Annotated in this window: 25 protein-coding genes and 2 pseudogenes; 26 read left to right on the top strand and 1 reads right to left on the bottom strand. The window is 42.0% G+C overall.

Annotated features, from left to right (window positions below):
* The first annotated feature begins 6 nt into the window (after nucleotides 1-6).
* The 17 genes from I3X05_RS08855 to I3X05_RS08765 all read left to right on the top strand — a co-directional run bounded on the left by I3X05_RS08855 (nucleotide 7) and on the right by I3X05_RS08765 (nucleotide 12,047).
* Nucleotides 7-282 (top strand): putative quinol monooxygenase, encoded by a 276-nt coding sequence (locus I3X05_RS08855; protein WP_045571293.1) that lies wholly within the window; start codon nucleotides 7-9, stop codon nucleotides 280-282.
* Nucleotides 283-457: 175 nt separating this feature from the next.
* A complete protein-coding gene (locus tag I3X05_RS08850) occupies nucleotides 458-961 on the top strand; it encodes a DinB family protein (protein ID WP_029189990.1) in 504 nt (167 codons plus the stop codon).
* A gap of 617 nt (nucleotides 962-1,578) precedes the next feature.
* The gene (locus I3X05_RS08840) at nucleotides 1,579-1,947 is read left to right on the top strand and encodes a phosphotransferase-like protein (protein WP_337970619.1); all 369 of its coding nucleotides are present in this window, start codon (nucleotides 1,579-1,581) and stop codon (nucleotides 1,945-1,947) included.
* A gap of 10 nt (nucleotides 1,948-1,957) precedes the next feature.
* Entirely contained in the window at nucleotides 1,958-2,497 is a 540-nt protein-coding gene (locus tag I3X05_RS08835; protein WP_045570708.1) for a helix-turn-helix domain-containing protein, read from the top strand.
* Nucleotides 2,446-3,507 (top strand): IS3 family transposase, encoded by a 1,062-nt coding sequence (locus I3X05_RS08830; protein WP_337971172.1) that lies wholly within the window; start codon nucleotides 2,446-2,448, stop codon nucleotides 3,505-3,507. Before I3X05_RS08835 ends, I3X05_RS08830 begins: the two co-directional genes overlap by 52 nt.
* Nucleotides 3,508-3,543: 36 nt before the next feature.
* Nucleotides 3,544-3,840 carry a phosphotransferase-like protein gene (locus I3X05_RS08825; protein WP_337970618.1) on the top strand — a complete coding sequence of 99 codons (297 nt, stop codon included), beginning with the start codon at nucleotides 3,544-3,546 and terminating at the stop codon, nucleotides 3,838-3,840.
* A 146-nt stretch (nucleotides 3,841-3,986) separates the two neighbouring features.
* Complete coding sequence (locus tag I3X05_RS08820) at nucleotides 3,987-4,277, top strand: hypothetical protein (protein ID WP_193188569.1); 291 nt, start codon at nucleotides 3,987-3,989, stop codon at nucleotides 4,275-4,277.
* A 292-nt stretch (nucleotides 4,278-4,569) separates the two neighbouring features.
* Nucleotides 4,570-4,773, top strand: a complete 204-nt coding sequence (locus tag I3X05_RS08815) for a hypothetical protein (RefSeq protein ID WP_045571655.1) — start codon at nucleotides 4,570-4,572, stop codon at nucleotides 4,771-4,773.
* A 182-nt stretch (nucleotides 4,774-4,955) separates the two neighbouring features.
* Complete coding sequence (locus tag I3X05_RS08810; protein WP_045572425.1) at nucleotides 4,956-5,624, top strand: hypothetical protein; 669 nt, start codon at nucleotides 4,956-4,958, stop codon at nucleotides 5,622-5,624.
* 628 nt (nucleotides 5,625-6,252) lie between these two features.
* The gene (locus tag I3X05_RS08805) at nucleotides 6,253-6,960 is read left to right on the top strand and encodes a hypothetical protein (RefSeq protein ID WP_045571314.1); all 708 of its coding nucleotides are present in this window, start codon (nucleotides 6,253-6,255) and stop codon (nucleotides 6,958-6,960) included.
* 165 nt (nucleotides 6,961-7,125) lie between these two features.
* Nucleotides 7,126-7,878, top strand: coding sequence for an SDR family oxidoreductase (locus I3X05_RS08800; protein ID WP_039470334.1), 753 nt, complete (start codon nucleotides 7,126-7,128; stop codon nucleotides 7,876-7,878).
* Nucleotides 7,879-8,555: 677 nt separating this feature from the next.
* Nucleotides 8,556-8,819: a hypothetical protein gene (locus tag I3X05_RS08795; RefSeq protein WP_045571769.1), complete on the top strand. Its 264-nt coding sequence runs from the start codon at nucleotides 8,556-8,558 to the stop codon at nucleotides 8,817-8,819.
* A gap of 732 nt (nucleotides 8,820-9,551) precedes the next feature.
* A complete protein-coding gene (locus I3X05_RS08790) occupies nucleotides 9,552-9,773 on the top strand; it encodes a VF530 family DNA-binding protein (RefSeq protein ID WP_005526706.1) in 222 nt (73 codons plus the stop codon).
* Between the two features lie 211 nt (nucleotides 9,774-9,984).
* On the top strand, nucleotides 9,985-10,266 hold the full coding sequence (locus I3X05_RS08780; protein ID WP_164996843.1) for a type II toxin-antitoxin system Phd/YefM family antitoxin: 282 nt from the start codon (nucleotides 9,985-9,987) through the stop codon (nucleotides 10,264-10,266).
* On the top strand, nucleotides 10,263-10,550 hold the full coding sequence (locus tag I3X05_RS08775) for a type II toxin-antitoxin system RelE/ParE family toxin (protein ID WP_017049660.1): 288 nt from the start codon (nucleotides 10,263-10,265) through the stop codon (nucleotides 10,548-10,550). The genes I3X05_RS08780 and I3X05_RS08775 overlap by 4 nt, the downstream gene beginning before the upstream one ends.
* Before the next feature lie 146 nt (nucleotides 10,551-10,696).
* Nucleotides 10,697-11,104 (top strand): hypothetical protein, encoded by a 408-nt coding sequence (locus tag I3X05_RS08770; protein ID WP_139046258.1) that lies wholly within the window; start codon nucleotides 10,697-10,699, stop codon nucleotides 11,102-11,104.
* A gap of 514 nt (nucleotides 11,105-11,618) precedes the next feature.
* Complete coding sequence (locus I3X05_RS08765) at nucleotides 11,619-12,047, top strand: hypothetical protein (protein ID WP_045569229.1); 429 nt, start codon at nucleotides 11,619-11,621, stop codon at nucleotides 12,045-12,047.
* 1,717 nt (nucleotides 12,048-13,764) lie between these two features.
* Here the strand turns inward: I3X05_RS08765 and I3X05_RS08760 are convergent.
* Nucleotides 13,765-14,887, bottom strand: a pseudogene (locus tag I3X05_RS08760) (IS3 family transposase).
* 619 nt (nucleotides 14,888-15,506) lie between these two features.
* Here I3X05_RS08760 and I3X05_RS08750 point away from each other — a divergent pair.
* From I3X05_RS08750 to I3X05_RS08710, 9 genes and pseudogenes are all read left to right on the top strand, one after another.
* Nucleotides 15,507-15,755 (top strand): hypothetical protein, encoded by a 249-nt coding sequence (locus I3X05_RS08750; protein WP_045571287.1) that lies wholly within the window; start codon nucleotides 15,507-15,509, stop codon nucleotides 15,753-15,755.
* Between the two features lie 745 nt (nucleotides 15,756-16,500).
* Nucleotides 16,501-17,709, top strand: coding sequence for a site-specific integrase (locus tag I3X05_RS08740; RefSeq protein WP_337970615.1), 1,209 nt, complete (start codon nucleotides 16,501-16,503; stop codon nucleotides 17,707-17,709).
* Between the two features lie 158 nt (nucleotides 17,710-17,867).
* A complete protein-coding gene (locus I3X05_RS08735) occupies nucleotides 17,868-18,860 on the top strand; it encodes a hypothetical protein (protein ID WP_337970614.1) in 993 nt (330 codons plus the stop codon).
* Nucleotides 18,861-19,598: 738 nt separating this feature from the next.
* Entirely contained in the window at nucleotides 19,599-19,841 is a 243-nt protein-coding gene (locus I3X05_RS08730) for a helix-turn-helix transcriptional regulator (protein ID WP_065818745.1), read from the top strand.
* Nucleotides 19,834-20,085, top strand: coding sequence for a hypothetical protein (locus I3X05_RS08725; protein WP_170899730.1), 252 nt, complete (start codon nucleotides 19,834-19,836; stop codon nucleotides 20,083-20,085). Before I3X05_RS08730 ends, I3X05_RS08725 begins: the two co-directional genes overlap by 8 nt.
* Nucleotides 20,082-21,626 (top strand): replication endonuclease, encoded by a 1,545-nt coding sequence (locus tag I3X05_RS08720; RefSeq protein WP_337970613.1) that lies wholly within the window; start codon nucleotides 20,082-20,084, stop codon nucleotides 21,624-21,626. The genes I3X05_RS08725 and I3X05_RS08720 overlap by 4 nt, the downstream gene beginning before the upstream one ends.
* A 122-nt stretch (nucleotides 21,627-21,748) precedes the next feature.
* Nucleotides 21,749-21,835: pseudogene (locus I3X05_RS23755) on the top strand (restriction endonuclease); the annotation flags it as partial.
* Between the two features lie 64 nt (nucleotides 21,836-21,899).
* On the top strand, nucleotides 21,900-22,259 hold the full coding sequence (locus tag I3X05_RS08715; RefSeq protein WP_337970612.1) for a hypothetical protein: 360 nt from the start codon (nucleotides 21,900-21,902) through the stop codon (nucleotides 22,257-22,259).
* Nucleotides 22,260-22,280: 21 nt separating this feature from the next.
* On the top strand, nucleotides 22,281-25,673 hold the full coding sequence (locus I3X05_RS08710) for a hypothetical protein (protein WP_337970611.1): 3,393 nt from the start codon (nucleotides 22,281-22,283) through the stop codon (nucleotides 25,671-25,673).
* The last annotated feature ends 176 nt before the right edge of the window (nucleotides 25,674-25,849 follow it).

Genomic DNA, 25,849 nt, shown 5'->3' with positions numbered 1-25,849 from the left:
GAATTCATGTCAGAAGTAACATTAAAAGGTTTTATTTTAGTTCCTGAATCGGATCTTGAATTGGTAAAAAATGAGTTGGTGAACCATAAGCGTCTTACTCTAGAAGAGATTGGTTGTATTACGTTTAGCGTCACTGAAAATTCAGAGAATCCTCTTCGTTTTGACGTTTATGAAGAGTTCACTGATAAAGCTGCTTTCGAGCGCCATCAAAAAAGAGTTAAGGCTTCTAACTGGGGCAAAGTGACGGTAAATGTTGAACGTTACTATGAAATCTTTGAGTAAACGCATAACAAACGCTTCAAGAGGGACAGCCAACGCGCGGCATTTTTACTATGCGTTGGTTTTTGTGATTACGGTGTTATGCGGTAAGTTGGTAGTAGCGTTGGCTGCCCCTTAAGCGGGCGTTAGGTGCCAATCAGTTATCATCAGTTTTCAAGAAATAAATCGTGGAGAAAAAATGCAGTTTGCTAGTGCGTTTCAATATAAAAAATGGGCAAACGATGAGTTGCTTGAGTTAGGTGAAAAACAATTTTCACAGTTACCAGAAAACGATGCGACCTTTTTCGTTCGGATTTTGAATCACACAACGGTCGTGGATAGTCTTTTTATCAGTCGTATTTTAGGTGAGCCTGAAAAGTACAGTGGTGACAATACCGTCGAGACTCCTTCATTGTCTGAGTTACGACGAATAATAAATGAGCATGACTCATGGCTTATTGATTTTACAAAATCAGTGAGTGTAGACGAACTCAAACGTAATGTGATTTTCCGTTTTATCGATGGTGGTTTTGGACAGTTAACAATAGAAGAAATTTTGCTTCATTTACTGACGCATGGCAGTAATCATCGAGGTATGGCCTCAAGAGTGTTAGCCGAAAATGGCCTTGAGCGTCCGAAAGATACTTTTACTCGATACTTGCATGAAACAGAGCCAAAAAGACGATTGTGTTCAGGCACCTAACAAACGCTTCAAGAGGGACTTCCAACGCGTGGCATTTTTACTATGCGTTGATTTTTGTGGTTACGGTGTTATGCGGAAACTTAGTAGTAGCGTTGTCAGCCCCTTAAGCGGGCGTTATGTTTAGTCACGTAAAATCAGTTGGTTGCATCTTTTCTTTGTTCCTTCGTATTTCTAATTTTGGTCTTGTCGGCAAGTTAACTTCAGCGGTCGCTGTTTTCTGGACTCCAATTCGTGGGCGCTAAAAAGTTCAGAGAGTTGCCTCATTGAAATCCAGAGTGTATGCGAGGTGAGTGAAGTGATTTTGATTTCAAAGTTAAAGCCCCAGATTTTCGATTTCTCACGTTATAACTCAAAGTCGGCACAATCAAAATTATGATTTAATTCAGCTTTTTAGCGTCTGGTTTTGGTTTGCAAAGGTAAGTCGAGGTAAGCTATTGGTATCGCAAACTTAACCCTTTGAGCCTTAAACATAACAAAGCGTTAAAGAGGGATTCGTGCCGCGTGGCATTTTTGGTATGCGGTAATTTTTGTGGTGAAAGTGGTCTGCGGAAAGTTGGTTTGTGCGGCACTCACCCCTTAACGCGGCGTTATGCCTCAATATGGTAAAAGGAATTACTATGTATCCAGATGTAATCTTGTTTAATGGAACTGGAAGCTCAGGAAAAACGAGTCTGGCAAAAGAGTTACAGGAACTGTTGGCAACGCAGTATTTGAACTTTAGTGTAGACAGCGTTCTCTATGCATTACCGCCTTCGGACCTAAAATGTATGATGGTTGGTAAACCTATTGACCGAGCCGGTTATGATTATGCGCAGTTAGTCGATGGCTATCATCGTTGTGTCAGAGCAATCTTAGAGTCGGGATGCAAAGTTATCATCGACAATGCCTGGGTAAACAAAGACGAAATAGACGCGCTTGCGTATTTCGGAGCATTCCGATCAGTCATTTCCCCCCTGTGTCAGCATAGTTGTCGCCTAGATTTTTAAGGAGATAACTATGCCAGCCAATCCAGTTCCAATTGATGTGAAAACGAAAGGCCAAACTTGGCTGTTACCACCATATAATTGGTCTCATCGAAGAATTGCTAAAGAATTAGATGTGAGTCCATCCGTGGTATCTAAGTGGAGAAATGAACTTGTTGAAAGCGGCCTATTGTCTACAGAGCTGCCCTTAGAAAATGCTACTACTGATTATTCAGCGGAGCAGAGATTTTTCATAGTGATTGAAACTGCAACAATGTCTGAACGCGAGTTAGCTGAATACTGTAGGTCTAAAGGGTTATTTGTCGATGACGTTAAAACCTGGCGAGCACTGTCTATCAAGGCGCAGAGTACAACATCGGCTTCAATGTCACACAAAGAAAATAAGCTACTACGTGATGAACGCAGAAAGGTAAAAGCGTTGGAGAAGGAGTTGGCACGTAAAGATAAAGCACTTGCTGAAACGGCTGCGCTACTGGTTTTGCGGGAAAAGTTCAATGCCCTCTGGGAAATCAACGAGGAAGACTTATTCCTATCTCAGAGCGGCTTAAAATAGTCACACTTGTTGATGAAGCTGTACGTAAAGGGGCAACAAAGACAAAGGCTTGTTCCACCGTTGGGTTATCAATACGAACGTTCCAGCGTTGGACACGGAACTCTGCCGAAATCACAAGTGATATGCGTCAGCATCCTCGGCAGCACGAGCCTCATAATAAGCTATCAGAAGCCGAAAGGCAGCAGATATTAGATATCTGCAATACACCAGAGTATGCCGATTTACCTCCGAATATCATCGTTCCAATGTTGGCTGATGAAGGCATTTACATTGCCTCAGAGTCCACATTTTATCGTGTATTAAAAGCAAACAACCAGCTAGGTAAGCGAACTCGTAACAAAGCTGGCACAAGTCCTTCTCGACCAAAGGTTCAAAAAAGCCTGCAAACCAAATCAGGTATGGAGCTGGGATATCAGTTATCTGCCATCGAAAATACGAGGAAGCACTATTACCTCTATTTGATAATGGATATCTTCAGTAGAAAAGTAGTAGGTGCAGAAGTGTATGATCAGGAGCTAGGCGAATATGCAGCGGAGTTACTCCAAAGAACAACATGGCGGGAAAAGTGTGTGCAAGGCAACATTACTTTGCACTCTGACAACGGTGCTCCTATGAGAAGTTACACCATGCTTGCAAAGATGTATGACCTTGGGATTGCAAGCTCTTACTCTAGGCCAAGAGTAAGCAATGACAACCCATACTCTGAGTCGTTGTTCAAAACAATAAAGTATTGTCCTTCATGGCCAATGGATGGGTTTTCTTCCATTGAAGACGCTCGGTGTTGGGTTGGTAATTTTGTTGATTGGTATAACAATGAGCATAAACACAGTGGCATAAAGTATGTAACACCTCAGCAGAGGCATTGCGGGGAGGATAATGAAATTCTCCGACAGCGTATGCAAGTCTACCGACGTGCTCAATTGACTCATCCAGGCAGATGGAGTCGGCAAACGAGAGACTGGAGTTATATCGATGAGGTGTACTTGAACCCTGAAAAGTGTGCAGCGTAATCATTCACGTTACTAAATTGTAAAAAAGACGACAACTTGCTTGAAAAACAGCGGAAACGAGCGATCGCAATCACCGAAATACGCAACGCGCTTTTTAAGCTTCTCGAAAATTTCAAAGTTGTTTGTGTAAAAGTGCAATGTAGCTTAGAGGTTTGTATGGCTCGCGAGATTGCTCGTGGTGATAGAGCAATTGGTTTGGCAGAGTGGGAGTATCCACTTGTACATAATCATATGACTTATGATGTAACGGTAGATACGAGTAATGTCTCACCAAAAGTGGCGGCAAGGGAACTGGCTCAGAAACTTGGTCTTCTGGTAGTGCAAGAGGCATAACAAAGCGTTAAAGAGGGACTTGGCACGCGTGGCATTTTCAGTTTGCGGTAAGTTTAGTGGTTAAGGTGTGATGCGGTCACTTTTGTATTGCGTGCCTGCGCCCCTTAACGCGGCGTTATGTTTTCGGGATAACTTGAGGAAAAGAGATGGATTTCATTTGGTTGGTTTTAGCTTTTGGCGCGGCTGCAATATTCTACTATTTTGCATCATATTCGAAGCCACAGGATGATGATTGGCACAAATTGCCGACACTTGAGAATTATTTGATAAAGCATCCTGAATGTAAAACAGCAGATCCAGAAAGTGCTAAATGCTTTAGTTGTGGTTCAGACAAAGTGATTTTCCAACCATTAACAGCTCATGCAGATCCTCGTTATAAACATATTTGCTTATCATGCAAAAAAACACTTTTTAGAAGTAAGGCAATAATGTCTTAAACTAGTTGAAATTCCTAAGTTTATTCTTAACAAAATCAGCTGGTTGGAATAAAACATAACAAACGGTTCAAGAGGGACAGCCAACGCGTGGCATTTTTATTATGCGTTGGTTTTTGTGGTTATGATGTTATGCGGAAGCTTAGTAGTGGCGTTGTCTGCCCCTTAACCGGGCGTTAGGCTAGTCGGTAACATCACTAACTGACTCGCATTAATGACGTAATTTTTGTTCTTTCTTTGTTCGGGGCTATCATATTTTCGACGAATGTTGTTGCCACTTTCGATAGGTAAGTTGATGGGTATATTAGTTTTTATTGCAACGATAGTTTTGGTGAAATTTGTAGAAGCGCAACTTGGTTTCACATACAACATTTTCTCAGATCCATTTAACGTAAAACTGGCTGCATTAGACTTAGTGTTGTTTGTGTCTATTTATGCTGCGTTAACATTGGTCTATGAAAAAAGTGGCAAGTACCTAAGAAAGAAGCAGCAAAGCTAAGGGTTCATTGCTAACAGTCAGCACAAGCCTAACAAACTGCTTAAGAGGGATTCGCAATGCGTGGCATTTTCAGCATGCGGTGAGTTTTGTGATTAAGTTGGTGTGCGGTAACTTTTGTAGTGCATTGCTCACCCCTTAGCAGGGCGTTATGGCACCGGTAATCAAAAGGTTTGGTGGTATTAATGAAGAAAATAATTGCGGCTTGCTCTTCTGAGGTTAGTGTGGTTATTGATTTGTTTTCAATTTTAAAAAACGCTAGGTTTGAATACCAACAATTTAGAGTTGAAAGTTTTTTAACGAGTGTACAATTAAATACTGAACGAATGACGGAAAAAGAGAGAGTAGAGTTTAAAAATAAGTGTTTAAGTAAAGAAGGGCAAAAATTGGCAGCTGATTTTGCTTTAGCTGTAACAGAAACACCAAGTGAAATTATACTAGGGGCTTATTCATTACTTTTCTTATCTGATCCTCAATTTTCATTTACAGATGTACAAATTGAGCGATTTGTATTATGCACAAAGGGCTTAAGTGATCGAAAAATTAAACTATTCATGAAACTCTGTGCGTTAAGACCGATTAGTTATGAATTAGTCTATCCGATATATTCAGTTGGAAGTCATAATTACAATGATGCTAATTTTGAATTCGAAGTTGATGAAATATATGCATATGTGCAAGAATTTTTCAATCGTGGGTTGTTATTACAAGATCCTCAGGCTGATTTTGGTGTTAGCTACACGGGAGACGACGTGCCGTCAAAAGATTCATGGCTCATCAATTTTGGGGTTAGTGATACTCTAAAGAGATATTCAGCGTTATTAAATAAAGTAGAATATATAATCAATAAATAGTGCCATAACAAACGGTTTAAGAAGGACTGCCAACGCGTGGCGGTTTTTGCTTAAATCAACATTTGTGATTACGGTTGCTATTTTAGGTTCGGTGTTTTTGCGTTGTCAGCCCCTTAACCGGGCGTTATGTTTAATCACGTCAAATCAGTTGGTTGTATCTTTTCTTTGCTCCCTCGGCTTGTTGGTTTTGTGCTTGTCGGCAAGTTGGTTTCGTTTGGCGCTGTTTTCCGGACACTTGTTCTTTGGCGCTGGAAATTCAGAGCGTTGCCTCTGTCAATTTTCGGGCAAGCGCGAGGTTAGAGCGGTTGGCGCAATCAGTATTTTGAACACAGGTTTTGGGGCTTGAATTGCCGAAATTCAAAGTCTGTTTCTCAAATCTATGAGTCGTTTCAGTTTTCTGGGGTTTGGCTTTTGTTTGTCAGTCAAAACCGAGTTAATCTTGGTTTTGGTAAAACGTAAGTCATTGAAGCTTAAACATAACAAACGGTTCAAGAGGGACAGCCAACGCGCGGCATTTTTATTATGCGTTGGTTTTGGTGGTTACGGTGTTATGCGGAAGCTTGGTTGTGGCGTTGGCTGCCCCTTAACCGGGCGTTAGGGCAATTCTAGTTTGGCGGAAGGAGTAAAAATGGCAAATATAGGTACAATTGATTTCTATATCGGAGTGCCAAGTTTACCTCGCGAGGACTTTGAAAACTATTCGACACAGCTTTTTGACGAATGGGAAGCTTATGTTGGCCAAAACTTGGAGCTAAGTGACTACTCTCTTGTTCTAGAAGTTGAGGAAGGTTCAATAAAAGCCAAAGGTAAAATACTTGCTACCGCGAGTGTTTTGTATTTTGGTATTGCCCAATATGGTTCATTCATCTCCGGTCTACAAACAATAAATAATCAAGTTAAGGCTGTTGGTGATTATCTAGGCGAAAGAGCTAGTTCACCATTTGATCTAAGTCGAGTTCAGCCTAAGTTGCGAAAACGAGGGGAATCTCTTGCTCGTCTAGAAAACCTTTTTATCAAAGTTCAGCGCGGTGAATTAACTGTCGAAATGGCAATGCAAGAAACGGAAGCTATCTTCGGTGCAGAGCTAGAGGAGGCTCCAGAGTTTTATAATGACCTCAAAGAATCTTTGGAGAAAACACAAGTAATTCCACAGCAAATGGAATTGAAGCTAGTTGACGTGAATGGAGAAGAGTTAGCCATTCCTCATCTGCCCCAAAAGCAACCACGGAAGCCTCAACAACCTAGAAATCCAGCTCCTGCTGTAGATCAGTTTAGAGTAGAGGTTTGGCGTGAAACGAAAAATAGTAAGAGGAATGTCAAAGTTACAAGCCTATAAAAATTGCCCTAACAAACAATTTAAGAGTGATTCAGCACGCTTGGCATTTTTAGTTTGGGTTAAGTTCGGTGATTACGGCGGTTAAATTGAGTGTTGTGGTTGCGTGCTTCACACCTTAATTGGGCGTTATGCATTACATCAAATTCAGCGTTAAAAGGATGAATAATGAGCGTTCAAAAAGTAGTTGTTATTACTGGCGGTAGCCGAGGGATTGGTGCAGCGACAGCAAAGCTTTTTGCTCAAAACGGTTTTTCCGTATGCATAAATTACAAATCTAATGCTGAGGCTGCTAATACTCTCGTGGAAGAAATCAAAGCGTTAGGTGGTCATTGTATTGCGGTTCAAGCTGACGTTTCCAAAGAAGGTGATGTTGTTAAACTGTTTGAAACCGTTGACCAAGAGCTTGGTGTTGTTTCTGTTCTTGTCAATAATGCTGGTATCTTAAAGAAGCAGATGCGCTTAGACGAAATGAGCGCAGAGAGGATTAACTCAATTCTCATAAACAATGTGACAGGTTATTTCTTGTGTTGTCGTGAAGCAGTGAAACGAATGTCAACTCGTCATGATGGTCTCGGAGGTGTCATAGTTAATGTTTCTTCGGGAGCCGCTCGAACAGGTTCACCGAATGAATACATCGATTATGCAGCGTCAAAAGGTGCAATTGACACGTTAACAAAAGGTCTGTCGTTGGAAGTTGCTGCGGAAGGTATCAGAGTTAACTGTGTTCGCCCTGGATTGATTTATACCGATATGCACGCTGACGGTGGAGAGCCTGACCGTATAGAACGACTCAAAAATAAAATTCCAATGCAACGGGGTGGTTTGCCTGCTGAAGTCGCTGAGGCCATTTATTGGTTAGCGTCTGAAAAATCATCATTTTCTACAGGTAACTTTCTGGATTTAGCCGGTGGTTTGTAATGCATAACAAAGCGTTCAAGAGGGACTTGGCACGCGTGGCATTTTCGGTTTGCGGTTTGTTTAGTGGTTAGGGCGTGATGCGGTCACCTTTGTAGTGCGTGCCTGCGCTCCTTAACGCGGCGTTAGCTTAAAACAATGAAAATCAATTGATTGCAGCCTGTTTTTTCTTCCCTTGGCAGCTCGTTCCGGTTTCTCGGCAAATCAGCATTGTTTGCCAACGCGAGTTTTGAGCCGTTGCCTCAATTGAGTTTTGGGATCGCGCGAGGTTAGCCAGTTTGGCGTAAAGTCGCTTTGGAAGTTTTGCTTTCGCTTTGAGTTTTCCGAAAATGAGTTATCAAAATTTTCGGGTTTTCAAATCGCATGAAAGGCCACAAAGTTTGAGTCAATTCGGGTTTCAAAGCTCAAGTGGTTTGTTGGTTTTCTAAATCGGTTTAATCTCAGGCTTGGTAAATCTTAAGGTGCTGAAATTTAAGCTAACAAACTGCTTAAGCGGGATTCGCAATGCGTGGCATTTTCAGCATGCGGTGAGTTTTGTGATTAAGTTGGTGTGCTGTAGCTTTTGCAGTGCATTGCTCACCCCTTAGCAGGGCGTTATGTGCCTTTCCTGTGAAGCAAACAACATTATGTGCAACCATTAACTTATAGAATGGCTAAAAATTCATATTTTAGAGGGTGTTATGGTTTTTAGTAGCAAAGTTAAATTGGTAATTTCAGCTGTAGCTATAGCGCTGTCTTCGCTTTTACTGTCTCTTGATATGTTTGGTGTCATTCCATTTCTGATTCTAGTTGTGTCATTTTTCACCCTAATTATTCAAGGCGGGCTGTGCCTTCTTGGGTACAAGGATGGTGACATTTTCGATGCTTATCAAGATCTAGAGAGAACGGAAGCGACGGCATTGACGAATCTGTTCAAAGATAAAAAGGATTGTGAAAAACATTAGCCACGGCACATAACAAACGCTTCAAGAGGGACAGCCAACGCGCGGCATTTTTACTATGCGTTGGTTTTTGTGGTTACGTTGTTATGCGGAAAGTTGGTCGTGGCGTTGGCTGCCCCTTAAGCGGGCGTTATGCTTAATCACCCTAAATCAGTGGTTTATGGTTTTTCTTTGTTCCCTCGGCTGGTTGGTTTTGAGTTTGTCGGCAAGTTGGCTTCAGTGGGCGCTGTTTTCCGGACACTTGTTCTTTGGCGCTGGAAATTCAGAGCGTTACCTCAATCAATTTTCGGGTAAGCACGAGGTTAGGGCTGTTGGTTCTATCAGCAATTTGATCTTAGGTTTTTGAGTTTTAGCGGCCAAATTTCAAAGTCTGATTTTCAAAAATTATGAGTTGTTTCGGTTTTCTACGTTTTGGCTTTTGTTTATGAATCAAAGTCGAGTTAATCTTGTTTTTAGTAAAACGTAACCCATTGAAGCTTAAGCATAACAAGGCGTTAAAGTGGGATTTGGCACGCGTGGCATTTTCAGTTTGCGTTGGGTTCAGTGGTTACGGCACTGTGCGGTAGCTTTTGTATTGCGTGCCTGCACCCCTTAACGCGGCGTTATGCAAATATTCAAATTAGCCCATTTCCCAGTGCTTATATCTTAGGCTGCGGATGTAAATAAATTGGCTAACTGGTTGAAGCATTCTGGTAAACTGCGTCCAAACTAAGCATTATTATTAGGACCCAAGCAATGAGCCAAGAGCAGCAAAACAACCCTTTGCACGGTTTAACCTTAGAGAAAATTCTTGTTCGTTTACAAGAGCACTATGGCTGGGAAGGGTTAGATAGAGAAATCAAAATTAACTGTTTTTACAGCAATCCATCAATCAAGTCTTCTCTTAAGTTTTTGCGTCGTACGCAGTGGGCGAGAGACAAGGTTGAGGCTTTGTATATAGATACATTTTGCCGTTAAGAACATTTGCATAACAAAGCGTTAAAGAGGGATTCATGCCGCGTGGCATTTTTGGTATGCGGTGATTTTGGTGGTGAAAGTGGTCTGCGGAAAGTTGGTTTATGCGGCACTCACCCCTTAACGCGGCGTTATAACACAGAATCAATTCCTTGCTCGTAAATCTCAATTGAACTACTATTTGTACGTTAAATTGTACTAAATGGAGTTCATTATGAGCCGTATTCACCTTGATCAAGATATTCAGCCTTTGTCTGAGTTCCGTGCTGGCGTTGCATCATTTATCAAACAGATCAATGAAACTCGTCGACCATTAGTTATTACACAACGAGGTAAAGGTGTAGCCGTTGTTCTTGACGTTGCGGAGTATGAAGCAATGCAAGAGAAAATCGAATTACTTGAAGAAATGCGTACTGCAGAAGCTCAATTGGCTGCAGGTTTGGGTGTATCAAACGAAGATGCTCGTTCACAAATTCTGGGACGCATCATCAAATGAAAGTAGTTTGGTCACCTCTAGCGTTACAAAAACTTGGTGATGCCGCAGAGTTTATTGCTTTGGATAACCCCTCAGCTGCAGAAAAGTGGGTGAATGATGTGTTCGACAAAACGGAATTGCTCGGCTCAATGCCAGAAATGGGCCGCATGGTTCCTGAAATGCCTCATACGAACTACCGTGAAATAATTTTTGGCCATTACCGCATTATTTATAGTTTGGGCCTCGAAATACGTGTTCTAACAGTCCGTAACTGTCGTCAATTGCTCACGGAACATGATGTGTGAAACTGTGTTATAACAAACGCTTCAAGAGGGACAGCCAACGCGTGGCATTTTTGCTATGCGTTGGTTTTTGTGGTTACGGTGTTATGCAGTAAGTTGGTAGTGGCGTTGGCTGCCCCTTAAGCGGGCGTTAGGCATCAGAGGTAACTATGAATCATCAATCAGCATTTAAATCACTAATCGTTTTACAATTGTTCTTTTTACTTGTGTCTGTCGGGAGTGATTTTTATTTTTTAGACAGCTTACCAGTTGCATTAAAAGAATATGTTCAATTTGAACAAAACATTAATTTGAATACTTTTGGAGAAGTGTTGTTGCTTTCATTTATTCCTTTGTCACTGGTTTATATCGTTGCTTCAATATACTTATACCGACTAAAAAGTTGGGCTATAAAACCATATATTTATACTAATATCGCTTTGTTTGTGATGTCTGCATTTATATCTCCTACAGTGGGCCATGCAGTTACAATAGCTTCAGGATCTATATTTTCAGCGTTAATTGGTTTAACTGTTGGCTTCATATATTTAAGTGATGTGTTTAATACATCAGAGTAAATGCCTAACAAGGCGTTTAAACGGAACTAAAACAGTGGGTTACGTTTCGCTTCGCTACACATTATAACCCACAATTTTAGTCCGCTTAACGCGGCGTTAGTTGGCCGTAATGTTGATTGGCTTTGCATTAACAGATCAGGCAGTTATGAATTTGTTTTGAGTTATGAAATACTCATCCATTCTAATCTGCTGGCAGTTACAAGACTGCTCATTCAGCCGCAGTGTTGAGTCTGCCGCTAATAGAGCTTCGCTTTTTATTAAAACCTTAGCGGCATAAAGCTCACCAGACTTTTGCATGCTAAATACGGGCTTCATTCTTGTATTGGCTTTCGGCAACAAGCGGGGCAGTTGGGTTTTAGTAAAGTGTAATGTGTTGCAGTTTGTGTCGTTACAAAACGGCAACTAACAAGGCACTCAAACGGACTAAAAACAGTGGGCTACTGCGCTTCGCTTGTATTTTAGCCCACTATTTTTAGCCGCTTAGTGCGGCGTTAGGCGTACAATACGAGGTCACATGTTTATATTAAAGCATCAAGATGAAGATATTAAATACACCTTCAGCAAAGGCGGTTTTGCTATTGCCGATGGTAAGTTATTCTTATCTCTTGAATCTAAAGCTGTCGATGAAGAAGCATTTCCTGATTGCTATCTTTTTGCTATTGATGGTTTTGAACTTAGCAATGGCATAGAGAGCCAAATCATTAATATTTCGACGAATCCAAATGACGAAGCTCCAAATATTTATGTTTATACTTCCTTTCATGCCTGTGAAGTGAACGCTGAAATAAATTTAAAAGTACTTGATAGTACTCATATAGAAATTGAGTTTAACGTAATATCCGAAGATGTTAATTATTATAATGAAAAAGCAAAACCGAATCCGTTTATTGGTTCAACAAAGCTAACTCAAAAAAATAAAAACGAGCTGTGGTTGCCAGTGTAGCGCCTAACAAGCAATTTAAGTCGGAACTCCAACAGTTGGCTGAGTTCCGCTTCGCTCCACATTATAGCCAACTGTTTCCGTCCGCTTAATTGGGCGTTAGTTGGCCGTAATGTTGATTGGCTTTGCATCAACAGATCAGGCAGTTATGAATTTGTTTTGAGTTATGAAATACTCATCCATTCTAATCTGCTGGCAGTTACAAGTCTGCTCATTCAGCCGCAGTGTTGAGTCTGCCGCTAATAGAGCTTCGCTTTTTGTTAAAACCTTAGCGGCATAAAGCTCACCAGACTTTTGCATGCTAAATACGGGCTTCATTCTTGTATTGGCTTTCGGCAAAAAGCGGGGCAGTTGGGTTTTAGTAAAGTGTAATGTGTTGTAGTTTGTGTCGTTACCAAACGGCAACTAACAAGGCACTCAAACGGACTAAAAACAGTGGGCTATTTCGCTGCGCTCATATTTTAGCCCACTATTTTTAGCCGCTTAGTGCGGCGTTAGTTGGCCGTAATGTTGATTGGCTTTGCATTAACAGATCAGGCGGTTATGAATTTGTTTTGAGTTATGAAATACTCATCCATTCTAATCTGCTGGCAGTTACAAGCCTGCTCATTCAGCCGCAGTGTTGAGTCTGCCGCTAATAGAGCTTTGCTTTTTATTAAAACCTTAGCGGCATAAAGCTCACCAGACTTTTGCATGCTAAATACGGGCTTCATTCTTGTATTGGCTTTCGGCAACAAGCGGGGCAGTTAGGTTTTAGTAAAGCGTAATGTGTTGCAGTTTGTGTCGTTACAAAACGGCAACTAACAAGGCACTCAAGCGGACTAAAAACAGTGGGCTACTGCGCTTCGCTTGTATTTTAGCCCACTATTTTTAGCCGCTTAGTGCGGCGTTAGTTGGCAACGAAATCTGTGGTTTAGTGAGTTTACTAAACTGGCGGTAGCGTGGGTAAAGGTTGAAAATCGAAGCGGTTATGGCTCTGTTTTTGTGTCGTGCTTTCGTCAATCGGTTTCCGCGTTACGAATTGATTTTTGTGATTGTTACGTTGCCGGTCGTTGGCAGTTTTGTGTAAACCAGCCGCGTTTAAGCTGGAAATTTGTAGCAGTTGGTGAAACGGTTTTTGTATAACCATTTCGTCAATACTGTTCTGCTTTAGCAAAGCTATTTTTTATTTGTTACGTTATCGCTTGTTTGTGCATCGTAACTTGGAAATGGTTTCGTTAAAGATTTGCAAGGGCATTCCAACATTGAAATTGCCTACTAACAAAGCACTTAAACGGACTAAAAACAGTGGGCTATTTCGCTGCGCTCATATTTTAGCCCACTATTTTTAGCCGCTTAGTGCGGCGTTAGTTTTTTAATAGGAATCGGAGCTAAAGTTTGAGTAAAGAGCTCATAGATGTATTTTGTCCTGACTGCAATATGATGGTTGTAAGTGATGTAGTGCTACAGGGGGTAGGTCGATTTCAGAGTGAAGCGAAAAACCCACTAGATGAAGTTGATTCTATTTACCATTCTGATTACTACCTAGTTTCATTGTGTAAAAAGTGTGACCATCCGTTTTTCATAAGAAAAAAATTAATGGGAATCCCTGCAGAGTTTGAAGAAGTGGTAGAAGAAGAACTGTTATACCCGGTACTTAAATCTACTGAGTTGGTGAACTTACAGAAGTGGACCCCAATGGTTGGACGCATAAGCTCATTTCTTAAGTGGTTGACCCAGCTCATGCTGCGTATCTTTGCCTACCGAAGTAGGCCTCATCAGGAGTGAGGTTATTGAGTCCTTGATGGTTACGCTCTTCATTATAAAACACCATGTAGTTGCCGATTTCAAGCTCGGCTTCACGGGGCGTGGTATAAGCCTTTAAGTAAACCTCCTCATATTTCAGGCTTCGCCATAATCGCTCAATGAAAACATTGTCAACCCAGCGGCCTTTCCCGTCCATGCTTATACGTATGTCATGTTCAATTAACTTCTGTGTGAACTCTGTGCTGGTAAACTGGCTGCCTTGATCTGAGTTAAAGATATCAGGTGGCCCATAATGCTTCAGCGCTTCCTCAAGCGCTTCGATACAAAAACTCGTGTCCATGGTGTTGGATAGTCGCCAAGCCAGCACTTTGCGGCTATACCAGTCGATAATAGCAACGAGGTACAGGAACCCCTTCGCCATTGGGATGTACGTGATATCAATCGCCCAAGCTTGGTTTGGGTAAGTGACTTCGATATCACGCAACAGGTAGGGATACACCTTGTGTGCTTTGTTCGCCAGCGTCGTTTTGGGCTTGGGGTAAATCGCCCCAATCCCCATATCGCGCATGAGTCGAACAACACGCTTACGATTAACGCTATGACCCTTCTTAGCCAGCTCAGTTCGAATGCGCCGACTGCCCATAAACGGATACTGAAGATGAATTTCGTCAATCATACGGCGCAACGCAATCTCCTCAGCAGAGAGTCCTATGGGTTGATAGTAAGCGGTAGAGCGAGCAATATTGAGCAGCTCACACTGGCGCTTTATCGGCAATGGGTGGATTTAACCAGCGAACTCTTTCGCTGGGCTCGGTCTAACGACCGAGCACTTTGGCCAAAAAATCATTTTCCATGGTCAATTGACCGATCTTGGCGTGAAGTTTGTCCACTTCTTCGGAATTCTCTTTTCCTGTGTGATTTTCGGTGGCAAAAATCATGGCTGCGTTTTCAAGCAGCTCCTTTTTCCATGTCGAGATTTGGTTAGCGTGCAGGTTGTATTTCTGAGCTAACTCAGCGACGGTTTTATCGCCTTTAGCGGCATCGAGTGCCACCTTAGCTTTAAACTCAGGAGAGTGGTTTCTACGTTTTCTAGTCATAATCTGTCCCTGTATTGTTGGGTACTATCAAAACAGATCGACCACTTAAAGTCATGTCCGAAAATCGGGGGCCACTTCTGCATTCGTGCCTTGGGCAATGATGCTGCTCACGCAATCACTGCCAATGTCAGTAAAGAGGATGCTAAAGACTGCCTCGATTTGACCGAAGCTTTATTGATTTACATATACTCTCTTGGTCATCGATTTGAAGAGTTTGAGCTTAGGCGGCAGAAAAACTAACAAACTGCTTAAGAGGGATTCGCAATGCGTGGCATTTTCAGCATGCGGTGAGTTTTGTGATTAAGTTGGTGTGCGGTAGCTTTCGCAGCGCATTGCTCACCCCTTAGCAGGGCGTTAGGTGCTAGTCTCAAAATTGGAAGTTTATCTCAGTTTTGCAGTGTGCTGTGTTGCATAATTGGCGCAATGATTAAAATGTATATTTTCAATTTGGGAAATGGAGAGCAATTATGTCAATACGTCGAATAATGCCACTAACTATGGCAAAAGGTAAAAAATGTCCAAGCTGTGGGCAGTGGACAATGCACGAGAAGAAACCCGGTTATTGGTATTGCTCAAACTGTAACGCGACTACTTTTGAGTAATTCTTAGAGGGTAAAAAATGTCATTTTGGAAAAAAGCATTAAATGTTGCTAAAGATGTAGGAACCGCGGTCGTAAGTGAGGTAGAAAAACAAGCAAATGAAGCCAGAGAGATAAAACAAAAACTTGAAAAAATGTCAGATGACGAATTATTTAAAGTCGTTAAGAATGACGGTTTTTTTGGTAGTTCTCAAAAAGAAAAGGGTACGGCATTCAGCCTGTTGAAGCATCGAGGTTATAGCGTCGAAGATATCAACCAACGCACCTAACAAAGTATTTAAGAGTGATTCCCAACGCTTGGCATTTCTGTCTCCGCGTTGGGTTTTGTGTTTATGGCACAAGAGTTTAGTTTGGTGGTGGCGTTGCTCACACCTTAATACGGCGTTATGTTTAATCACGTCAAATCAGTTGGTTGCATCTTTTCTTTGCTCCCTCGGCTTGTTGGTTTTGTGCTTGTCGGCAAGTTGGCTTCGTTTGGCGCTGTTTTCCGGACATTTATTCTTTGGCGCTGGAAATTCAGAGTTTTGCCTCAGTCAATTTTCGAGTAAGCGCGAGGTAGGTGCGGCTGGCTCAATCAGTATTTTGACCACAAGTTTTTGGGCTTGAGTTGCCAAAATTCGAAGTCTGTTTTTCAAATCTATGAGTCATTTCCGTTTTTTAGGTCTTGGCTTTTGTTTGTGAGTCAACGCTGAGTTAATCTTGGTTTTGGTAAAACGTAAGTCCTTGAAACTTAAACATAACAAAGCGTTAAAGAGGGATTCGTGCCGCGTGGCATTTTTGGTATGCGGTAATTTTTGTGGTGAAAGTGGTCTGCGGAAAGTTGGTTTGTGCGGCACTCACCCCTTAACGCTGGGATTGGTGTGTGTTACTCGGTAAACAACAAAGAACAGAAAAGATATTTAATGTAATGTAAAACAATGCTTTAACTATTGATTGCTTGTTTATTGTTGTTCATTTAAATGCCTGCGTATACAATAATTCTGCTACATAATCGCTACACAAGGAATCTGTGTCATGGCTATCAAGCAGAAAATCACCGCCAGCTCTATCAAAAATCTCACCATCGCGGACGAGCGATTGAACGACACCGAAATCAGCGGATTTCATGCGAGGATTTCCCCAAAAGGGGTGATCAAGTATTACCTCTACTATCGAATTCACGGCAAGCAGCGCAATTTCTTGCTCGGTTCAGCCAATGCTTTAACGCCAGCGCAAGCGCGAGACTTAGCCAAAGAAAAAGCAGGGCAAGTCGCGGCGGGGGAAGATGTGCAAGTCACTCGTTATGAAGCCAAAAAGCGAGAGCAGCGCAACAGCCTGACACTGAGTAAATTCCTAGAGGAACATTACTCCGCCTATCTCATGTCGATTAATGCAAAAACGGCGCAAAAGTCGTTAATGTGCATTCAAAGCAACTTCAAACATTTATCCACTAAGCCACTGGTCGATATTACCGCTTGGGACATTCAGCAGTGGGTGGCCGAACGAAGCAAAGTAGGTCGCGCCCCCGCCACCATTTCCTATGCCTACAACCGCCTAAGAGCGGTGTTTAATCGGGCGGTGGAGTGGGGTTTTATCGATTCTCACTCTCTTGATAATGTGAAAATCCCTCGCATTGATAACAAGCGTATTCGTTACCTGTCGGTGAGTGAAGAGGCTGCGTTGCTGGATAGCCTTAAAGCGCGTGATGCGCGTTTAAAAGACGAAGCATTGCAAAGGTACGGCAAGCGCGCTCAAGGCATAATGTCATGGCGCTATGTGGATTTCTTAGAGCCGTTGATTGTGCTGGCACTGAATACTGGCATGCGCAAAGGCGAAATGCTGTCGCTGAAGTGGTCACACATCAACATGGAAGACAGGTATTTGACCATTCGCTCTGAGAATGCCAAATCGAAAAACAAACGCACCATTCCACTCAATAACACGGCGTATACCATGCTACAGGCTTGGCATGAGCAAAATCCGGATACCGAATTGGTGTTTGAGCGAAATGGCAAACCACTCGACTCTTATCAATATCAGTGGGAGTCGTTGCTCAAAGAGGCGGGAATCGAGAATTTCCGTTTTCACGACTTGCGCCACCACTTCGCCAGTAAGTTGGTGATGAAAGAAGCGGATTTGAACGTGGTTCGTGAATTGTTGGGCCATGCGGATTTAAAAATGACGCTGCGCTATGCGCATCTTGCGCCCGAACATAAGGCCAGTGCGGTGAATCTCATCGGCTGATAGGGTGAAGGATTTACAATCCAGTTCACAAAACAGATTGTGAATCTTTCTAAATCGTTTTGAAGCGCATTTACGCACTCGGTAGAGTATTTAGAATGGGTTCAGAATCCGATTCTAAATGTTGATCTTTCTGTGTGAGCCGATAACAAGGAACCCGTGTGATGATACAAGAACAGCGAGGGAGCGAAGTGCAAAGACGATTTATCCGATTGGACGAGATTGAACAAAAAACAACAATGACAAAAGGGGATGTTTTCGCAGCCATTGAGCAAGGTCAATTGCCCCTCTGTGCTGGCGTTGAGGCGGACAATCTTGGCGCATTGACAAGCAAAGACGGTCAGAAAGTGCTTTGTGCGGCGTTTGGCTACTTCGGAGTGGTTAGGCTGCTTTCAGACGTTTCAAAGCGCCTCATCTTTACCCAAAGCAACCAAACCACTAATACAGTGATTGTGCTTGAACCTGACAAGGTGAAAGGTTGGCGCGCCATTGCGGACGCGTTTCCAAATATTGAAGAGTCTCAATACCAATATTCTAAAAACGCCCCTTCAAACCCGCCTGAAATGGTGTTTGCCGCTTGTGCAGGACTGAAAACACAAGCAACACTGCAAAATAACTTGGGAAAATTGGCCAAGGTGTTTTCTTACGCACTCTCTGAAGAGCAGCGCACCGAAATCGAAAGCCAGTACCCTGAAGTGCCGTCAGAGCGTTTGCTTGTCAGCGGCATCACGATTGAACCGCATGCATTGCGTGTGGATTTGGAAGACGTTCAGCGAGTGTTTGGTCGGGAAGTGATAAGAGGTGAAAGTCAGCGTTTACCGAATCATAACGTGAAACAACATCAAGCCCGATTGCCATTGCTTCATCCGATAGAGCAGATTATCTATCGTGTTTTGATGGATCAACCGAATGCCAAATCAAATCACATCTGGAATCTATTGCGTCAAGAGTGCAACAGTGATGAAGAGCCCATTTACGATATTGATAGCATCATTGACTCCATCACTACAACCACGTTGACGTGGGCAAGAAAAGATGAGGGCGAAGCATCGATGAGTTATTACTCATTTCGTAAAAATAGAGTGAACAGCGTGAAACGGTACATTCAAGCTGAATGTGGCCAGATAGAAGCCTGTGAGGATTTAACCGAATAGCAGCGCTGCTTAAGCGGTTGAACTACCGCTAGAGTGCGCTGATCACATCGGTAACTCACCGCTACGTTTCCGGTTAATGTTTCGTTTCAACGCATTGTTTAACCGAAAGCATAGGGCGGTTGCGGATTTCTAGCGCTCAACCCCGCCCTATCAAGGTTGGCCAGCGCACGCTTAACGGTTAAATCAACCGTTATTCTTGATTTGACGCGATAAGTTGATGCCATTCTTTTCAGACAATACGATGTTTCTACTCAGATTATCGGTTGGCCAACCGATCCCATTCAAGGCGTTCATCGGTTAACGCACCGCTATGTTCCGGTTAACGTTGCGTTTTCAATGCACTGATCAACCGAAAGCGTGGTGAGGGTGTTGGCAACTAGCGCTTAGACCCGTCATTCCAAGGTTAGCCAGCGCACGCTTAACCGTTAAATCAACGGTTGGTTAACCGCTGATAGTCGGTTGAACTTACCGTTTCAGTCTTTACACACTCATTTAACGCGATAACCAGTTTGAACAAACTTGAATGCCGCTGTTGCAACGGTTGAGTCAACCGTGATTCTAACCGAAGGAAGCGTAACGGCTGACGGTTTGAAAAAGGTGTTTGAACATCATAAAAAGGGTGGCAACCAATCTTTAAAAAAAGATGGAAAAAAATGTCTTCGAAAACGTCCTTGAAAACGGCATATGCCGTTTTTCGCGATTAAGTTTGAGTCTCCATCAACACAAGGAGATACTCAAATGACAAAAATGACCGTTGAGAAACGTGCGTACACAGAGCAAGAAACCGCCGCTTACATTGGCATGAGCCGTTCTTTCTTACGTCAGGCCCGTATGGAAGGGCAGCGTAAAAATCGTACTCTTGCGCCACCGTTCATTAAAATTGGTCGTGCGGTTCGCTACCTCAAAGAAGACCTAGACGCATGGCTTGATAGCCAAACCAAACTTAACCACCTTTCTCAAGGAGGGTGGCTGCATGGTTAATTTAACACCGGATCAAATCACGCTACTGAAATGGATGAGAACAGGGCGCACCTTTCAGGTGTGCTCGGATTACTGCCCCCATAATGGCGATGTGCAACCGAAATCCCGTTTGCCAATCCAAGTGCATCACAAAGCCATCCACAAACTGATGAAAGAGGGGCTTATCCGCTATACCTCCCAACAGTTTTTCGGTTTGCGTTGGGATGTCTTCTCTATCACCGAAAAAGGGAAGGGCATTCGATGAGCACACTCGACCTTTCTTGCATTGACCGTGACGACAGAGCCTTTGTACAGCAAAGGCTTTTGCCATTTTCAGACGTCATTCAGCGTTTGCTACTTAAAGAATATTTGAGCTATCCGACCAAGTTTGAACGTAATACCTACCTTAGAACCACGGTCGATGCGATTGCGGCCAAGTTGTCGCTGCCGATTGACAAAATCACGCTCAACGTCAGTGAAGAAGACTTGCGCGCAAAAGCCAAAACGAACGCTGCGGAAGTTTTGGAGCGCCGCCGCCGTTTTCGCAATGACGAACGCGCATTAAGTGTGTTGCGTGAGTTTGTCGCCCAAAAAGGGTTAACGCCCTATGAGGGGCAATATTCGCTCAGGGGTGAAGTGGCTCGATACAGTGACCGCAAATGGTGGCTGCGAGGATTACGCAAGGCGTTACGACGTAACACGGAACTGGTTTTGCATCACATTAACCAAGTGAACAAACACAAAAGCCTCTATTGCTCGATGCCAACACTGATGGCAAGACGTCACCAGAAAGCCTATCAAAAGGCGTATTTAGAAAACACCATCGCCACCAACGAGCTAGGACAGTCCTTCTCTTTACTGGAACTGTCACAAAAAGGCGTTTCTGACCCAACCATTCGCAAAGGTGAGCTGATGGTCAGAGCCAGAGGTTTTGAAGACCTAGCCAAAGAACTCGGTCATGTAGCAACCTTTCTCACGATTACTTGTCCGTCAAAGTACCATCGCAGTTACTCCACATCGGGACAGGTGAACCCAAAATGGGCAGGGTATACCCCGCTGGACGGGCAAACCTACCTTAATGACATCTGGAAACTGATGCGCTCAACGCTCAACCGTTTGGGCGTGCGTTTCTACGGTTTTCGTGTAGCAGAGCCGCAACATGACGGCACACCGCACTGGCATTTGCTGCTGTTTGTCGAGCCCAAACACTATGACCTGATGGTGCAAACCATGCGTGATTACGCCATGCGCGAAGAGGGAGAGGAAAAGGGCGCAACGGAGCATCGTTTTACTGAAGTGAAAATCGACCCCGCCAAAGGCAGCGCTACCGGATACATTGCCAAATACATCTCGAAAAACATTGATGGCAGTGACCTTGATTGTGGTGTCTATGGTGAAGACCCAAAGGACGCCGCCGCAAGAGTAGATGCATGGGCTTCCTGCTGGGGTATTCGCCAGTTTCAACAGCTCGGGGGCTGCTCTGTCACAGTATGGCGAGAGCTGCGCCGCCTTAAAGAAATGCAAGATTTGCCAGCAGTAGCAAAAGAGATTGTCGAAGCGGCGGATAAAGGCGACTGGAAGCGATTCACGCAGCGCATGGGCGGTGTGTTCAGCACACGCAAAGCGCAAGTGTTTAAACCGCACTATGCGTTTTCCATCGACACGGAGACAGGCGTTATCAAAACCACGTTGTACTGTGCCAACGAGCTGGTTAGAGCGTTGAAAGGGGTGGCCATTGAAGGGCGTGAAATCATCACTCGTCTGTTTAAGTGGCGCATCGAATCTAACATGCGTCACGCTTTTTAACTTGGAGTTCTGTGAATAACTGTATTTTTGACGTCTAGAAAGCGAAGTGCGCGATAAATCAAAGTAAGAACACCGTTGATATGGTTTAATACTCATATCAAATCAATGAATAAAAAAACAGTATGGCAAGAAAGAACGATGGGCTGCTATGGCATCTTATGGATGCCCCGTGGTGGGTAAGTGTGCTTTTCGCAGCGATAGCCTACGTATTGATTATCTGTAAGTTAGCCTATATATCCATTAATCTTTAGTTCTGATTTTTAGGGAGTTATTATGGAATTTATCACTAGTGCAGTACTTGGTGGATTACTTTGGGATTTCATCAAGTATCAAGCCGCTCCAACTGTAAAAAATATTCGAGAAACGGTGAGTAAGGTAGTCAACCTTGATGAAACAATTGAATCAGCACTAAGTACAGAATTGACAAAAATGAGCATCAACCAATGCAAATCCCAAGACGAAGTGATACAACAACTTGAATCATCAACACAAATTCAAGCATTACTAAGTCAGCTTAATCAATCAAATTCCCCTAAAGTAATTGTTCAAACTTTCGGTAGTGGTGATGCTGTTTATGGTGACAAGGTGATGGGGGACAAGATCATGGGTAACAAGGTGTTCACAGATAAATAAAACACCTAGCAGAGATAGTATATGACCGAAAAACCAGAGAATCTTACAAACAGCAATACTACAGGTGTACTAGCGAAGAACGGTAGTGACGCAGTATATGGCGACAAGGTAATGTTAGCTCCGAACACTGGTGATGCAGTGTTTGGTGATAAAGTAATGAGAGACAAGTACGTCACCATAGTACAAAGTGACGTATCTTTAGAGTTACTTAAACCTGTGCTGTTAGATGTTGTCCACAAACTCGGTGAAGGTGAGAAGGAACAAGCAGTAGCTTCACTAAACACCTTAAGTATGCTGGGAAATCTAAACTCATCAACAAAAGTTGCTATCGCATGTTTAAAAGCGGTAAGTTCGTTGGAACTGACTGGCGAGGAAAAAGACTTAATAACAAGCACTTACCAGTTAAATTCTAGTTCTGATAAAGATTTTCAAGACTTTTTAAATGCCGCAGCAATTAACCTGCTAAAAGAACAAAAATCTGAGCAAGAGTTAAAGGATTTTTATTGCGCCCTTCCAGCAAATATCTGCTCAGATATCGCATATTATAGTACATTAAATCAGATAAGCTCACTCGATGATATTTCTAGAGAATTAGATACCTTCTCTTTTCCTGTCCTCCATTTACTACTGGAAAAAGCATTTGCTTCAGGGCAGGTAGATGTATGTCAACAAGTATTTGATGAACTAAAGAAGAAAGCCATTTTCACTGATTTATCAGGACAAGAAATAATTTTAGAATGCATCTCAATTAATAATTTTAAAGTTAATGACTACTTGTTATTATCAACGGAACAAAAGCAACATCTTGATAGCATTATTGAAAATCTAATTGAATACGCTGCTGGCCAACGAGTTCTTGATAAGCGGTATATCGGTATAGCTGGTCAATTATTGAATTATACTAAATTAAGTAACTCTAAACTCCTCAAGTTAGTTCAAGACCACCGTTCCCTACTCAACCAAATAGACTTCATAGGTAAAGAGGTTGTCGTATCATATTTAGATCATGAAGAACCTAGGCAAACTTTACAAACGCAGAAATCTGCTCATGATATAGCTCTTGAAATCATCGAAGATGTTAAAGCTGGAGTGTTTTCTACCCAAAAAATACTCTCATTATGTGAACTAAAAAGTGCAGAATGGGTGGAGTTCACTCTTAGTGAACTATTAAAGCTAGAAAGAACTAACGAAAGCTTGGGGTACTATTGTGCGCTCGCTGCAAAAGCTGCTGACTTTTTAGACAAAAATAAATTTCCTTCGATTGAGGTTGAAACTATTCTTACAGATGACTTTAAGGAAACAAGGCTTCATTCTGACTTTTTAGTTCCAACTGCTAATCTGCTATCTATGGCAGGTCATAATGGTTTGGCATTGTGTGCTCTGGAATTGTTATTTAAAAATAGTCGTCCGTGGATATCGGATACATACGTACAATATCTTTCATTATTATACGAAAATGAACAATTCAACTCCTTAAACTCGCGTCTAAGTACAATGAACGACCAAGAGCAGTCTCACCCTGAAATTGCCAACCTAAAATCATGTATTGCTACTAGAGAAGATAAATTCCCCGAAGCAGTAAAGCTCATCGAAGAGCTATTAGAAAAATATCAAGACAAAGAGCTATCTGAATCAGAGAAAAAACATTGCATATATCTCTGGCTAAATCTATTGGTTAATTTAAGTAACGCCACGTCTAACGCCTCTGTAACGGAATATGTAAAGAAAATACCAATCTCTATCTTTACCACACCTGACAATGAACTCGCGTGGGATCTCATATCCTTCTTTGGAGAACGATATGTAGAAGTTGAGGATATGGTCTTAACTTGGTTTTTTAAAGACCCAAACAGGTATGCTAACAAGTTATTTAAAGTGTTTATGAATATACCTTTTAATATATCGAATATAGGGTATAACAGTAAAGTTTTCAAAAAAGGTTATCTATATACAGAAAACCGCCAAGCAAAGTACCGTATAGAAGTTGATGACCAAATATTAGCAACTGAACATCCACAGTACTTGATTCATTCAAGTACTGACCTCGCCAATACACTACAAAGTAAAGCAATAAATACTTACTTTCTGAACAGAACTAAACATTGCTCAATTAAAGAGATACTGCCACCGACATTAGCAGCATACCGTATTGCAATTGAAATTTTGGATAATGATGAAAATCAATGCTTTTCTCTGCTGTCTCTACCGGAAAATCCTACGGCTGAAGAAATATTAAATATTATTAACAGTATTGTAGAGAGCAGATACAGCTATACACCTGCTATGAAAGAGTGTTTAAGTGGTAACTTTCCTTGTATATTTAAATATAATTTCATAAAAGGTAATAGCTCATACGGTAAAGCCCTTACGGCAATGCTTTCTAAGAAAGTTTATATGGAGTTATTCAGTGGTAATAATATCTCTTTTAATGAGTCGAATAGTAATGATATCGTTCTTGATGAAGTCTCCTTCGCATTCCTTGTTGTGTCCGGCCTCTCAAAAAAAATAGAGTGCAACATACATGTAACAAGTGAAACAGATAAAAAAATAAAAGAATGGTGCTGTTCTTATGGGGATTTTGGTATTGATTTTGATCCCCAAAAAGATGACTTTGTTGCTGTAGGAGATGAAGAAAAGCTAGCACAAAAGTTAAAGCTGAGAAACGTAACAGAAGAACTTTTAGAAAAATGTAACGTTCATAATGATCGTAATTATAATGTTCCTTTAAAATTAACAATTTTTGCTAATGATCTGCTAACTTCTAGCACCAAAAGCTCTCTTGGTTTAGCAGCTACCAATGGTTTTAGTTACTTTACCGTTGACAATCAACTAAGAGGGTTCTTATCCAGACCTGAATTTATTAAAGTCAATGTTGCACCAGCAGATGTAAAAGCCTTTATGTTCGATAATTCTGATGCTGAAACAATCGGACATATACTGCTTCTTCATCAGCATAACTTCAATTTATTGGTTCCTTGGGTAGCCTTTGATGAGGTTTGTGTTAATGGTTCTGAGGAATCACTACATAACCTAGAACTATTCGTTCGTGATATATCAAACGACGACAAAGGTGTAATTAAGCACAATATAGAAAAAATAACAAAAAGTATAATTTTAAAATGCTTATATGATTCGCCAATTCAGGCGAGTACTGGCCTCCTTGAATCTATTTTCATTAAATGGCTTGAGTCTAATAGAGACTCTACCGCAATTGCTCACGCATTTTTAAGTATGTTACCTTCAATTATTCTGCAACCATTTGAAAATGATTTGTCGAAAAATTACACATGGCAGAAATTAGGGCAGGCAAGTAAAGTGACGACAAATGCATACATTGAGGCATTCTCTGGTGCAGTAAAAAAGTCGTCTCATAACTTAAAAAAAATCTGGATTGAAATAGAGGCTCTTTGCTAACTCATTAAATCTGTAAAGCCATCTTCCCGCCCAGCTAAGGGCGGGTAATCTCGAACTGACTGAACGAAATACTAAAAAATACACAATAATCAAGAATCCAGCATTGGTGGTGCAGATCAACTAAATCAAACCAGTTTGTTAGCCACGGGATTCATCAGGATCAACTATTGCCTTTT

Origin of the sequence: Vibrio navarrensis (assembly GCF_015767675.1) — a bacterium.
Taxonomy (GTDB): domain Bacteria; phylum Pseudomonadota; class Gammaproteobacteria; order Enterobacterales; family Vibrionaceae; genus Vibrio.
This window is presented reverse-complemented; position numbering and strand designations above follow the sequence as displayed.

Coding starts and splice junctions, on each gene's coding strand:
- I3X05_RS08855 (WP_045571293.1), top strand. CDS start 7: ATGTCAGAAGTAACATTAAAAGGTTTTATTTTAGTTCCTGAATCGGAT.
- I3X05_RS08850 (WP_029189990.1), top strand. CDS start 458: ATGCAGTTTGCTAGTGCGTTTCAATATAAAAAATGGGCAAACGATGAG.
- I3X05_RS08840 (WP_337970619.1), top strand. CDS start 1,579: ATGTATCCAGATGTAATCTTGTTTAATGGAACTGGAAGCTCAGGAAAA.
- I3X05_RS08835 (WP_045570708.1), top strand. CDS start 1,958: ATGCCAGCCAATCCAGTTCCAATTGATGTGAAAACGAAAGGCCAAACT.
- I3X05_RS08820 (WP_193188569.1), top strand. CDS start 3,987: ATGGATTTCATTTGGTTGGTTTTAGCTTTTGGCGCGGCTGCAATATTC.
- I3X05_RS08815 (WP_045571655.1), top strand. CDS start 4,570: ATGGGTATATTAGTTTTTATTGCAACGATAGTTTTGGTGAAATTTGTA.
- I3X05_RS08810 (WP_045572425.1), top strand. CDS start 4,956: ATGAAGAAAATAATTGCGGCTTGCTCTTCTGAGGTTAGTGTGGTTATT.
- I3X05_RS08805 (WP_045571314.1), top strand. CDS start 6,253: ATGGCAAATATAGGTACAATTGATTTCTATATCGGAGTGCCAAGTTTA.
- I3X05_RS08800 (WP_039470334.1), top strand. CDS start 7,126: ATGAGCGTTCAAAAAGTAGTTGTTATTACTGGCGGTAGCCGAGGGATT.
- I3X05_RS08795 (WP_045571769.1), top strand. CDS start 8,556: ATGGTTTTTAGTAGCAAAGTTAAATTGGTAATTTCAGCTGTAGCTATA.
- I3X05_RS08790 (WP_005526706.1), top strand. CDS start 9,552: ATGAGCCAAGAGCAGCAAAACAACCCTTTGCACGGTTTAACCTTAGAG.
- I3X05_RS08780 (WP_164996843.1), top strand. CDS start 9,985: ATGAGCCGTATTCACCTTGATCAAGATATTCAGCCTTTGTCTGAGTTC.
- I3X05_RS08775 (WP_017049660.1), top strand. CDS start 10,263: ATGAAAGTAGTTTGGTCACCTCTAGCGTTACAAAAACTTGGTGATGCC.
- I3X05_RS08770 (WP_139046258.1), top strand. CDS start 10,697: ATGAATCATCAATCAGCATTTAAATCACTAATCGTTTTACAATTGTTC.
- I3X05_RS08765 (WP_045569229.1), top strand. CDS start 11,619: ATGTTTATATTAAAGCATCAAGATGAAGATATTAAATACACCTTCAGC.
- I3X05_RS08750 (WP_045571287.1), top strand. CDS start 15,507: ATGTCATTTTGGAAAAAAGCATTAAATGTTGCTAAAGATGTAGGAACC.
- I3X05_RS08740 (WP_337970615.1), top strand. CDS start 16,501: ATGGCTATCAAGCAGAAAATCACCGCCAGCTCTATCAAAAATCTCACC.
- I3X05_RS08730 (WP_065818745.1), top strand. CDS start 19,599: ATGACAAAAATGACCGTTGAGAAACGTGCGTACACAGAGCAAGAAACC.
- I3X05_RS08725 (WP_170899730.1), top strand. CDS start 19,834: ATGGTTAATTTAACACCGGATCAAATCACGCTACTGAAATGGATGAGA.
- I3X05_RS08720 (WP_337970613.1), top strand. CDS start 20,082: ATGAGCACACTCGACCTTTCTTGCATTGACCGTGACGACAGAGCCTTT.
- I3X05_RS08715 (WP_337970612.1), top strand. CDS start 21,900: ATGGAATTTATCACTAGTGCAGTACTTGGTGGATTACTTTGGGATTTC.
- I3X05_RS08710 (WP_337970611.1), top strand. CDS start 22,281: ATGACCGAAAAACCAGAGAATCTTACAAACAGCAATACTACAGGTGTA.